The following is a 12,163-nucleotide window of genomic DNA, read 5'->3' as shown; positions in this document are numbered from 1 at the left end:
CCCTCGACACCATGGATGCTGCGGAACTCGTCGCGCTGCTGCGAGGGTGCCGGGTCGCAGTGCTGACCGGCGCCGGCATGTCCACCGACTCCGGTATCCCGGACTACCGCGGGCCCGACTCGCCGCCCAGTAACCCGATGACCATCGGGCAGTTCACCTCCGACCGGGAGTTTCGGCAGCGGTACTGGGCGCGTAACCACCTCGGCTGGCGGCACATGGACGACACGCGGCCCAACGCCGGTCACCGGTCGCTGGCGCAGCTCGAGCAGGCCGGCGTCGTCAGCGGGCTGATCACCCAGAATGTCGACCTGCTGCACACCAAGGCGGGCAGCCGTGCGGTGGTCAACCTGCACGGCACCTACGCCGAGGTGATCTGCCTGGACTGCGGGCATGCGATGTCGCGGGCAGCGTTTGCTGACCTGCTGGAAGCCGCCAACCCGGGCTTCGCGCAGCGCGCCCAGCGACTCGGCGGCATCGCCGTGGCCCCCGACGCCGACGCGGTAGTCGACGACACCGCATCGTTTCGCGTCGTCGACTGCGGGCAGTGCGGCGGCATGCTCAAACCCAACATCGTCTATTTCGGCGAGAACGTTCCCAAAGACCGTGTCGCGCAGGCATTCTCCATGGTCGACGCCGCCGATGTGCTGCTGGTGGCCGGGTCGTCGCTGACGGTGTACTCCGGCTACCGGTTCGTCCGGCACGCAGCGGCGGCCGGTATGCCGATCGCGATCGTCAACCGCGGACCCACCCGCGGCGACGAGCTCGCCACGCTCAAAATCGACAGCGGGTGCTCCGAAATGCTGACGCGGCTGGTCTGCGAGTTGGGCGCGCAAAAGGACGCTCTCGGGGCTTAACCGCGCCGAAATCGCAGATTAAACGGCGACCAGGTCGTCGGCGTGCACGGCGGGGCGGCGCAACTCAGCGGGCAACTCTGAGGTCGAGCGGCCCAACATGGTCTCCAGCTCGGCGTGGTCATAGGCCACCACGCCGCGCGCGACCATCGTGGCGTCCTGCGCCCGCAACTCCACGACGTCACCGCCGTAGAAGCGCCCGGACAGCGCGGTGATGCCGGCGGCCAGCAGCGACCGGCGTTGCCGCACGACCGCTTGCACCGCGCCGTCGTCCAGCGTCAATGCCCCCGACGCCTCGGCGGCGTAGCGCACCCAGAACCGGCGCGCCGACATCCGTTCGCCGCGCGGGGCGAAGACGGTGCCGACCGACGCGTCGCGTAGCGCGGTGGCGGCGTCGGATGCCGCGGCCAGCAGCACCGGCACCCCGGCGTCGGCGGCCAGCAGCGCCGACGACAGCTTCGAGGCCATCCCGCCGGTACCCAGGTTGCTGCCCCGCCCGGCGACCACACCGTCGAGGTCGCCCGGCCCGGCCACCTCCGGGATGAAGCGCGCCTGGCCCCTGCGCGGGTCGGCGTCGTAGAGGCCGTCGATGTCAGACAGCAGCACCAGCGCGTCGGCGCCGACCAGATGGGCCACCAGCGCCGAAAGCCGGTCGTTGTCGCCGAACCGGATCTCGTTGGTGGCCACGGTGTCGTTCTCGTTGACGATCGCCACGGCGTGCAGCGCGCGCAGCCGGTCCAGGGTGCGCTGGGCGTTGGTGTGCTGTACCCGCATCGAAATGTCGTGCGCGGTCAGCAACACCTGCCCGACGGTGCGCTCATAGCGGGCGAACGCCGTGCTCCACGCGTTGACCAGCGCCACCTGCCCGACGCTGGCGGCGGCCTGTTTGGTGGCCAGGTCGGCCGGGCGCTTGGAGAGCTTGAGCGGTTCGATACCGGCGGCGATCGCACCCGATGACACGATCACCACATCCGAACCGGCCCGCATCCGACCTTCGATCGCCTCGACCAGGGTCGCCAGCCGGCTGGCGTCGAACACCCCCGACGGTGTGGTCAGCGCGGTGGTGCCGATCTTGACGACGACGCTGCGGGCGCGGCGGATGGCGTCGCGGTGGGCGCTCACGACTCACCGTCGGGTCGGCGGCGCTCACGGCGGGCCGCCTTGCGCTCGGTTGCCGACACCCGGTCGGTCTGCTCCAGCCGCGCATCGGTGCCGCGCCCGGACCGCGGCACGTCGACGCCGGCGGGCGTCTGGGGCTCCCAGTCGAAGGTGACGTCGCCGATCGTGACGGCGCAGCCGGGGGTGGCGCCGAGCCTGAGCAGTTCGTCCTCGACGCCGAGTCGAGCCAGCCGGTCGGCCAGATAGCCGACGGCTTCGTCGTTGTCGAAATCGGTTTGGCTGATCCATCGTTCGGGCCGCACGCCGTGTACGACGAAACCGCCGTGGCCGTCGGGTTCGACGGTGAACCCGGTCTCGTCGACCGGTACGGGCCGGATGACCGGCCGGCGCGCCACGGCGGGCGGCTGCGCCTCGCGGTACGCCGACACCATGTCCCACAACGCGAATGTCAAGGACCGCAGCCCTTCTCGGGTGACCGTGGAGACGGCGAAGGTGGGCCAGCCGAACCGGTCGGCGATCTCCTCGCGGACGAACTCGGCGAGCTCACGCGCCTCGGGCACATCGATCTTGTTGAGCACCACCGCTCTTGGGCGTTGCGCGAGATCACCCAGCGTGCTGTCGCCTTTCAGCGTCGGAGTGTAGGCGGCCAGTTCGGCTTCGAGCGCCTCGATGTCGGAGATCGGGTCGCGGCCCGGTTCGGCCGTTGCACAGTCCACGACATGCACCAGCACGGCGCAGCGTTCGATGTGACGCAGGAAGTCCAGGCCCAGGCCGCGGCCTGAAGATGCGCCGGGGATCAGGCCGGGCACGTCGGCGGCGGTGAAGGTGTGCTCGCCGGCGGACACGACGCCGAGGTTGGGCGCCAGCGTAGTGAACGGATAGTCGGCGATCTTGGGTTTGGCCGCCGAGATGACCGACACCAGCGACGACTTGCCCGCGGACGGAAATCCGACCAGCCCGACGTCGGCGACGGTTTTGAGCTCCAGCGTGAGGTCGCGGACCTCACCTTTTTCGCCGAGCAGCGCGAAGCCGGGCGCCTTGCGGGCACGCGAGGCCAGCGCCGCGTTGCCCAGCCCGCCGCGACCGCCGGCGGCGGCCACGAAACGGGTGCCGGCGCCGACCAGGTCGGCGAGCAGGCGGCCGTTCTCATCGAGGACGACGGTGCCGTCGGGCACCTTGACTTCCAGGTCATCGCCCGCGGCGCCGTCGCGGTTGCTGCCGGCGCCGGGCTTGCCCGACGGCGCGACGACATGCGGGCGGAAGTGGAAGTCGAGCAGCGTGTGCACCTGCGGGTCGACGACCAGCACGACGCTGCCGCCGCGGCCGCCGTTGCCCCCGTCGGGGCCGCCGAGCGGTTTGAATTTCTCGCGGTGGACCGAGGCGCAGCCGTTGCCGCCGTTGCCGGCCCGCGCGTGAATCACCACGCGGTCGACAAACCGAGGCATCGGATACTCCTCTCCATTCGCCGAAAGGGACGTTTGGGCGCGAAAGTGCGAGAGCCTAACGCCAAAACGTCGGTTTCGACGGCGGAGTTAGGCCTCCGCGGACGGTCGCACGACGCTGACCGTCTTGCGGCCACGCTTGGAGCCGAACAACACGGCGCCGGGAGCGGTGGCGAACAGCGTGTCGTCGCCGCCGCGGCCGACGTTAGCGCCGGGATGGAAATGCGTACCCCGCTGCCGCACCAGGATCTCGCCGGCCTTGACGATCTGGCCGCCGAAGCGCTTGACGCCGAGCCGCTGGGCTGCGGAGTCGCGACCGTTACGTGAGCTGGAAGCGCCCTTCTTGTGTGCCATGTCGTAAGTCCTCGCCTCTGCTATCTGTTCTTCGCCTGACGGCTCATCACTTGATGCCGGTGACCTTCAGGACCGTCAGCTGTTGACGGTGGCCCTGACGCTTGTGATAGCCGGTCTTGTTCTTGAACTTGTGGATGCGGATCTTGGGGCCCTTTTTGTGCTCGAGCACCTCGCCGGTGACGGCGACCTTCTCCAGGGCCTTGGCGTCGCTGGTGACCTTGGCTCCGTCGACGACGAGGGCGACGGGCAGCGCGACCTTCGAGCCGGGTTCGCCGTCGAGCTTTTCGACCTTGACCACGTCTCCGACGGCGACTTTGTACTGCTTGCCGCCCGTCTTGACGATTGCGTACGTGGCCTTCTCGGCTGCCATCGTGCTCGTGCTCCTACGTCGTTTCTGCACACAGCGCTGCTCGCGACTGCGCTGGTCTGGGTTTGGACATCGCCGGCAGGGCCTGGCGACAACTGCTCAAGGCTACTTGAGCCGTGCCGCAAGGGTCAAATCACCGCAGGTCACGGCGCCGGTCCAGGCGGACCCGCAGGTCGCGCTGCGGCGCGCCGACGGTGCCGACCGCCCGGGCGGGTCACCCCGACGGACCGCTCGTCGTCGTCATCGGAGTCGTCGTCCTCGTCCTCGTCCTCGTAATCATCGTCGTCGTCGGAGTCCTCGTCGGAGTCATCGTCGTCATCGGAGTCGGAGTCGCCGTTGATGACCTCGATGTCATCGTCGATGTCGTCCTCATCGTCGTCGGAATCCAGGTCGATCTCGTCCTCGTCCTCGTCCGAGTCGTCCTCGTCGTCGGGCTCATACGAGTCCTCGTCGTCCTCCTCCGAGGACGACACCGCCTCGCGGATACTATCGGAATCGGCCTCGGCGACCGTCTCGGCGGGCTTCTTCTCCTCGCCGTTCCCCTCGCCGTTCTCCTCGTCGTCCTGGCGTTCGGCCGTGGCGGCCATCGCCTTGAACATCGGATGCTCCCCGGCCGGATGGGCAGGCACCTTGGCGACCGCCACATCGTCGGACTTGCCGCCGCGCTTACCGCGCTTGCCCCGACGACCGCCCCCGGAACTGCGCCCGTTGCCCGACGTCGAGTCGATGGGGTCGGTGTGCACCACAATGCCGCGCCCGCTGCAGTGCGTGCACGACGTGGAGAACGCCTCGATCAGCCCGGTGCCCAACCGTTTGCGCGTCAACTGCACCAGCCCCAGCGAGGTGACCTCGGAAACCTGGTGGCGGGTGCGGTCCCGGGCGAGCGCCTCGGTCAGCCTGCGCAGCACCAGGTCGCGGTTGGACTCGAGCACCATGTCGATGAAGTCGATGACGACGATGCCGCCGATGTCGCGCAGCCGCAGCTGGCGCACGATCTCCTCGGCGGCCTCGAGGTTGTTGCGGGTGACGGTCTGCTCGAGGTTGCCGCCCGATCCGGTGAACTTGCCGGTGTTGACGTCGATCACCGTCATCGCCTCGGTGCGGTCGATGACCAGCGTGCCGCCCGATGGCAGCCACACCTTGCGGTCCATCGCCTTGGTCAACTGCTCGTCGATGCGGTGCACCGCGAACACGTCCGGACCGTCGGGCGCAACGGGCTCATACTTCGTCATCCTCGGAAGAAGTTCCGGCGCAACGTTATTCACATATTCGGTGATGGTCTTCCACGCGTCGTCGCCGGCGACGGTGAGCCCGGTGAAGTCTTCGTTGAACAGGTCGCGGATCACCTTGACCAACACGTCGGGCTCTTCGTAGAGCGCCACCGCCGCGCCGGCCTTCTTCTCGGTGATCTCGGCGGCCTTGGCCTCGATCTCGGCCCAGCGCTTCTGCAGCCGGTCGACGTCGGAGCGGATGTCTTCTTCCTTGACGCCCTCGGAGGCGGTGCGGATGATCACGCCCGCGTCCTGCGGTACGACCTCACGCAGGATCTCCTTGAGCCGCTGCCGTTCGGTGTCGGGCAGCTTGCGGCTGATCCCCGTCGACGACGCGCCCGGCACGTAGACCAGGAAGCGGCCGGCCAACGACACCTGCGTGGTCAGCCGCGCCCCCTTGTGGCCCACCGGGTCCTTGCTGACCTGCACGACGACGTAGTCGCCGGGTTTGAGCGCCTGCTCGATCTTGCGGTTCTGCCCGCCGAGGCCCGCAGCCTCCCAGTTCACCTCGCCGGCATAGAGCACCCCGTTGCGGCCGCGGCCGATGTCGACGAAGGCGGCTTCCATCGACGGCAGCACGTTCTGCACGATGCCCAGGTAGATGTTGCCGACCAGCGACGCCGACGCGGCCGACGTCACGAAGTGTTCGACGACGACGCCATCCTCGAGCACCGCGATCTGCGTATAGCGGGAGCCCTCGTGCGGCGGCTCGGTGCGGACCTTGTCGCGCACCACCATCATCCGCTCGACCGCCTCGCGACGGGCCAGGAACTCGGCCTCGCTCAGGATCGGCGGGCGGCGCCGGCCCGCGTCGCGACCGTCGCGGCGGCGCTGACGCTTGGCTTCCAGCCGGGTCGATCCGTTGATGCCCTGGATCTCGCCGTCGCCGCTGGCGGACTTGTCGGCCTTCGTGGCCTTCCGCGGCTCGCGTTCGTGCACGACGGTGTTGGGCGGGTCGTCGGGCGCCGACGCCGTGTCGTTGTCGTCGCCGGAGCCGGACTTGCGACGACGGCGGCGGCGACGACGGCGGGTCGCGCCCTCCGCGCCGGTGTTGTCGTCGTCGTTGGTGTCGTCGTCGGAGTCGTCAGAGTCGTCGTCGGAGTCGCTGCTCTGGCTGTCGGTGTCGTCGGAGTCGTCGTCACCGCTCTGCTCGCCGCGGCCACGCCCTCGGCCGCGCCGGCCCCGGCGCCTGCGCCTGCCGGACGGCCGCTCGAACTGGTCGTCGTCGGAATCCGAGTCGTCATCGGAGTCCGAGCTGTCGTCGTCCTCGTCGTCATCAGCGGAGCGGTAGTCGACGGCGACGGGCTGGGGCGCGACGAACAGCGGAAGGTAGTCGGCGGGCTCGGAGTTGGCGGGCGCCGCGGTGTCCGGCGGCTGCTCGGACTCCGTCTCGGCTTCCGGCTCCGCGGTCTCGGTGTCCGCCGCGACGGTCTCGCCCTCCGGCGGTTCGGCGGGCGTTTCGACGACCGTGTCGGAAACCCTCAGCCCCTCGGGCTGAGGGTCCTCACTGGGTGATGTCTGGTCTTCTTCGGTCGGGGCTTGGGAATGGTCTTGAGAATGGACATTGTCGGCCACGTAGTCTCCTTAAGCCCCCGGGCGCGTCGTGCTTGACGCGGCCACGCGAGGGCTTCCGCTATTGGCCCGGGTAAACGTCCCCGAGCTTGTTATGGTCTCGCCCCGAGCGGCTCCTGGGTGGAACCATCCCGGCGCCTATTGCGAATGATGGCTGGACGGTCGGCGCCGCACCGCGCGTGGCGATGGTCGCGCACGTCTAAGTCTTCATTCGGGCGTCCGACCCCAATTACAGGTCGGTAACCCACGACAAGTATCCCACATCACGCCAACTCGCCCGACCATGCCGCACGAGCAGGCGATATCGGTGTTTAGCTGCCTGGGAACCAGAGGTCGATCTCGCGGGCGGCCGACTCCGGTGAATCCGAGCCGTGCACGATGTTGTCCTGGGTGACCAAGGCCAGGTCACCGCGGATCGAGCCGGGTGCGGCCTTCTCGACGGGATCGGTGCCGCCGGCGAGCTGGCGGAACGCGGCGATGGCGCGGGGGCCTTCCACGATGGCCGCCACTACCGGCCCGGAGGTGATGAACTCCAGCAGCGAGCCAAAGAACGGTTTGTCTTCGTGCTCGGCGTAGTGCCGACGGGCCAGGTCCTCGCTGACGTCCTTGAGCTGCAGCGCCGCGATTGTCAGCCCCTTGCGTTCGATCCGGCTGAGAACTTCGCCGATCAGGCGCCGCTTGACGCCGTCGGGCTTGATCAATACGAGGGTCCGCTCAGTCACGGCCGACAGCCTAGTCGGGCGACTGCTGCTGTCCGGGTAAGAGTCCGCGTTTCTGCCGGCGCAGCACCTCGGCGCGCAGGTAGGCGATCACCAACCACACCACCAGGAAGATGACCGCGATCAGCCCGATCGCGACGTGGACCAGGAACCCGGCGACGAACACCGCCTGAACGGCCAAGTTCACCCAGATCGCCCACGGCCGGCCCTGCACGCCGCACAGCAACACGAGCAACACCGCGAAGCCGATGAGGTAGCCGCCGCTGGCCGCGGTCAGCCCTCCCCCGATGCGCGCCACCACCGGCAGTGCAAGCAGCACCACGATGGCCTCCAGGATCAGCGTGCCGGCCATCACGCCGCGGAAGCTCTTCCACGGGTCCGGCTGCTGGGTCATTGCGGGTCCTTTCCGAACAGGGTCCGCGCCGCGCCCGCGGTCACCACCGAACCGGTGATCACGATTCCGGCACCACCCAACGCCTCGCCGTCGTTGCCTGGGTCTTCGACGATCGCCGTCGCGGTCTCGATCGCGTCGGGCAGGGTGTCCGCGGTGACAACCCGTTCCGGGCCGAACCGCTCCTCGGCGCGCAACGCCAACGCTGCCACGTCGAGCGCGCGCGGGGAACCGTTGTGCGTCACCACGATCTGATCGAACACCGGTTCCAGCGCGCTCAGGATGCCGTCGACGTCCTTGTCCTCCATGACCGCGACGACGCCCACGAGGGTGCGGAAGTCGAATTCCTCGGTGAGCGCCTGCGCCAGCGCCGACGCGCCCGCCGGGTTGTGGGCAGAATCGATGAACACCGTCGGCGCACTGCGCATCCGCTCCAGCCGTCCCGGGTTGGCCACGGCGGCAAAGCCGGCCCGTACCGCCTCCACGTCGAGTTGGCGTTGCGAGCCGGCCCCGAAGAACGCTTCGACCGCGGCCAGCGCCACGGCCGCGTTGTGCGCTTGGTGCTCACCGTGCAGCGGCAGATAGATCTCGGTGTACACGCCGCCGAGGCCTTGCAGTTCCAGAAGCTGGCCACCGACGGCGATCTGCCTACCGAGCACGGCGAACTCCGAATCCTCACGCGCGACGGCGGCCTCGGCCGCGACGGTCTGGCGCAGCAGCACCTCCATCGCCTCGGGGGCCTGCCGGGCGATAACGGCCACGGTGTCGGTCGGCACCAGATCCTCGTCCTGCTTGGTGATGATTCCGGCCTTCTCCGAAGCGATCTCGGCGATCGTGTCGCCGAGGTAGTTGACGTGGTCCACGGAGATGGGGGTGACGACGGCGACCGGGGCGTTGACGACGTTGGTGGCGTCCCAGCGTCCCCCGAGGCCGACCTCGACGACCGCGACGTCGATCGGCGCGTCGGCGAACGCGGCGAACGCCATCGCGGTGACCACTTCGAACTTGCTCATCGCGGGCCCGCCCGCCTTTTCGGACTGCTCGTCGACGAGGTGCACGAAGGGTTCGATTTCGCGGTACGTGGCCACGTACTGCGCCGGGCTGATCGGCTTACCGTCGATGGAGATCCGCTCCACGGCCGACTGCAGGTGTGGGCTGGTGGTGCGCCCGGTGCGCCGGTGCAGCGCGGTCAGCAGCGCGTCGACCATGCGCGCCACCGACGTCTTGCCGTTGGTGCCCGCGATGTGGATCGACGGGTAGCCCCGCTGCGGCGAGCCGAGCAGCTCCATCAACGCCGCGATGCGTGCGGTGCTCGGCTCGAGTTTGGTTTCGGGCCAACGCTGGTCGAGCAGGTGCTCGACCTGAAGCAGCGACGCGATCTCGTCCGGCGTTGGGACGGGTTCCGTCATTTCAGCGACGCCAGCCTCGCGGTGATGCGCTCGACTTCTTCCTCGGCCAGCCGTTGGCGTCCGCGGATCTTGTCGACCACATCCGCCGGCGCTTTGGCCAGAAACGCCTCGTTGCCGAGTTTGCCTGTGGTGCCCGCCAATTCCTTCTGCGCGGCGGCGAGATCCTTCTCGAGCCTGCGCCGCTCGGCGGCCACGTCGACAGTGCCGGAGGTATCGACCTCGACGGTGACGGTGCCCTTCGACAGCCGCACCTCGATGGCGGCGGTGCGGTTGAACCCATCGTCGGCGGCGGTCAGCCACGCCAACGCGCTGACGGCGGGCACCTGGGCGGCCAGGTCAGCGGCGTCGATGTCGGACAACCGCGCGGGCACCTTCTGCCGGTCGCCCAGCCCTTGGTCGCTGCGGAACCGGCGTATTTCGGTGATCAGCTTCTGCATATCGGCGACCCGCTGTGCGGCCACGGGGTCCACCGTAAAGCCGGTGGGTTCGGGCCAGTCGGCCACCACCAGCGACTCCTGGCCGGTCAGCGTCTTCCACAGCACCTCGGTGACGAACGGCATCACCGGGTGCAGCAGCTTGAGCAGGGTGTCCAGCACAGCCGCAAGCACCGCTGTCGTGTGCTCGATACCTTCTGCCAGTTGGGTTTTCGCCAGCTCCACGTACCAGTCGCAGAACTCGTCCCAGGCGAAGTGGTACAGCGCTTCACAGGCCCGGTTGAATTCGTAGCCCTCGAACGCCGTGTCGACTTCGGCGCGCACCACTTCCATCCGGCCCAGAATCCACCGGTCGGCGTCGGTGAGCTGCGAGGTGTCCGGCAGCGCAGCGGGTTTGGTCCCGTTCATCAGGGCGAACCGAGTGGCGTTGAACAGCTTGGTGGCGAAGTTGCGCGAGGCGCGCGCGTGGTCCTCGCCGATGGACAGGTCGCCGCCGGGGCTGGCACCGCGGGCCAACGTGAAGCGCAGCGCGTCGGCGCCGAACTTCTCCACCCAGTCCAGCGGGTCGATGCCGTTGCCGCGCGATTTGCTCATCTTGCGGCCGTGTTCGTCGCGGATCAGCCCGTGCAAAAAGACGTTCTCGAACGGCACCTGCGGTGCGCGCTTGCCGTAGTCGGTGATCGCGTCGTCGCCGGCGACGAACGTGCCGAACATCATCATCCGGGCCACCCAGAAGAACAGGATGTCGTAGCCGGTGACCAGAACCGTTGTCGGGTAGAACTTCTGCAGTTCGGGGGTGTGGTCGGGCCAGCCCATGGTGGAGAACGGCCACAGCGCCGACGAGAACCAGGTGTCGAGCACGTCGGGGTCCTGATCCCAGCCCGCGGGCGGGGTTTCGTCCGGGCCGACGCACACCATCTCGCCGTCGGGTCCGTGCCAGATCGGGATGCGGTGGCCCCACCACAGCTGCCGTGAAATGCACCAGTCGTGCATGTTGTCCACCCACGCGAACCAGCGCGGTTCCAGGCTCTTGGGGTGAATCACGGTGTCGCCGTTGCGCACCGCGTCGCCTGCCGCCTTGGCCAGCGCGTCGACCTTGACCCACCACTGCAGCGACAACCGGGGTTCGATCGGCTCACCGCTGCGTTCGGAGTGCCCGACGCTGTGCGAGTACGGCCGCTTCTCCTCGACGATGCGGCCCTGGCCGGCCAGCGCCTCGCGAACCTTCACCCGCGCCTCGAACCGGTCCATCCCGTCGAATTGCGTTCCGGTGTCGGTGATCCGGGCCTTGGTGTCCATGATGGTGGGCATCGGAAGCCCGTGCCGCATGCCGATCTCGAAGTCGTTGGGGTCGTGGGCCGGGGTGACCTTGACCGCGCCGGTGCCGAACTCCGGGTCGACGCGTTCGTCGGCCACGATGACGATTTCGCGCTCGAGGAAGGGGTGCGGCAGGGTTTTGCCGACCAGGTGGCGGTAGCGGTCGTCGTCGGGATGCACCGCGATCGCGGTGTCGCCGAGCATGGTCTCCATCCGGGTGGTGGCCACCACGATGTGTGGTTCGTCGTCGGACAGCGAACCGTAGCGGAACGACACCAGCTCACCGTCGACGTCTTCGTATTTGACCTCGAGATCGGAGACGGCGGTCTCGAGCACCGGCGACCAGTTCACCAGCCGTTCGGCGCGGTAGATCAGGCCCGCGTCGAAGAGCCGTTTGAAGATCGTGCGCACCGCCCGCGACAGCCCGTCGTCCATCGTGAACCGGTCGCGGCTCCAGTCCACGCCGTCGCCGATACGGCGCATTTGGCCTTCGATAGTGCCGCCCGATTCGCGTTTCCAGTCCCACACCTTGTCGACGAACAACTCGCGGCCGAAGTCCTCTTTGGTCTTGCCGTCGACGGCGAGTTGCTTTTCGACCACCGACTGGGTGGCGATTCCGGCGTGGTCCATCCCGGGCAGCCACAGCACCTCGTAGCCCTGCATCCGCCTGCGCCGGGTCAGCGCATCCATCAGCGTGTGATCGAGCGCGTGGCCCATGTGCAGGCTGCCGGTCACGTTCGGCGGCGGCAGCACGATCGAGTAGGCGGGTTTGGTGCTGGTGACGTCGGCGGTGAAGTAGCCGGCGGCCACCCAGCCCTCGTAGAGGTCGGCCTCCGCCGCGCCCGGGTCCCACGACTTGGGCAATGCTTCAACGCCGGGATCGGCGGCGCGGCGGGGGGTTGAGGTCACCCGGCAAT

The 12,163-nt window shown here is 68.6% G+C and carries 10 protein-coding genes; 1 reads left to right on the top strand and 9 read right to left on the bottom strand.

The genetic code is table 11. The annotated features are described in order from the left end of the window. The first annotated feature begins 11 nt into the window (after positions 1-11). On the top strand, positions 12-854 hold the full coding sequence (locus ABQF13_RS20440; protein WP_448394608.1) for an NAD-dependent protein deacetylase: 843 nt from the start codon (positions 12-14) through the stop codon (positions 852-854). 18 nt (positions 855-872) lie between these two features. On the opposite strand, the gene proB is transcribed toward ABQF13_RS20440, so the two are convergent. The 9 genes from proB to ABQF13_RS20395 all read right to left on the bottom strand — a co-directional run bounded on the left by proB (position 873) and on the right by ABQF13_RS20395 (position 12,155). Next, complete coding sequence (gene proB, locus ABQF13_RS20435) at positions 873-1,973, bottom strand: glutamate 5-kinase (protein WP_448394607.1); 1,101 nt, start codon at positions 1,971-1,973, stop codon at positions 873-875. Continuing rightward, the gene (gene obgE, locus ABQF13_RS20430) at positions 1,970-3,415 is read right to left on the bottom strand and encodes a GTPase ObgE (protein ID WP_448394606.1); all 1,446 of its coding nucleotides are present in this window, start codon (positions 3,413-3,415) and stop codon (positions 1,970-1,972) included. Before obgE ends, proB begins: the two co-directional genes overlap by 4 nt. Positions 3,416-3,502: 87 nt before the next feature. After that, positions 3,503-3,766, bottom strand: a complete 264-nt coding sequence (gene rpmA, locus ABQF13_RS20425) for a 50S ribosomal protein L27 (protein ID WP_448394605.1) — start codon at positions 3,764-3,766, stop codon at positions 3,503-3,505. Between the two features lie 46 nt (positions 3,767-3,812). Then, positions 3,813-4,136, bottom strand: a complete 324-nt coding sequence (gene rplU / locus ABQF13_RS20420) for a 50S ribosomal protein L21 (RefSeq protein ID WP_448394604.1) — start codon at positions 4,134-4,136, stop codon at positions 3,813-3,815. 140 nt (positions 4,137-4,276) lie between these two features. Next, positions 4,277-6,979 (bottom strand): ribonuclease E, encoded by a 2,703-nt coding sequence (locus ABQF13_RS20415; RefSeq protein ID WP_448394603.1) that lies wholly within the window; start codon positions 6,977-6,979, stop codon positions 4,277-4,279. Between the two features lie 308 nt (positions 6,980-7,287). After that, positions 7,288-7,698 (bottom strand): nucleoside-diphosphate kinase, encoded by a 411-nt coding sequence (gene ndk, locus ABQF13_RS20410; RefSeq protein ID WP_448394602.1) that lies wholly within the window; start codon positions 7,696-7,698, stop codon positions 7,288-7,290. A gap of 10 nt (positions 7,699-7,708) precedes the next feature. Beyond that, positions 7,709-8,089, bottom strand: coding sequence for a DUF4233 domain-containing protein (locus ABQF13_RS20405; protein ID WP_448394601.1), 381 nt, complete (start codon positions 8,087-8,089; stop codon positions 7,709-7,711). Beyond that, complete coding sequence (folC, locus tag ABQF13_RS20400; RefSeq protein WP_448394600.1) at positions 8,086-9,495, bottom strand: bifunctional tetrahydrofolate synthase/dihydrofolate synthase; 1,410 nt, start codon at positions 9,493-9,495, stop codon at positions 8,086-8,088. Before folC ends, ABQF13_RS20405 begins: the two co-directional genes overlap by 4 nt. Further along, positions 9,492-12,155 (bottom strand): valine--tRNA ligase, encoded by a 2,664-nt coding sequence (locus ABQF13_RS20395; protein WP_448394599.1) that lies wholly within the window; start codon positions 12,153-12,155, stop codon positions 9,492-9,494. The genes folC and ABQF13_RS20395 overlap by 4 nt, the downstream gene beginning before the upstream one ends. Between the last annotated feature and the right edge of the window lie 8 nt (positions 12,156-12,163).

The organism is Mycolicibacterium sp. XJ879 (genome assembly GCF_053483935.1).
Note: the sequence above shows the minus strand (reverse complement) of the source record. Positions and strands in the feature narration are given on the sequence as shown.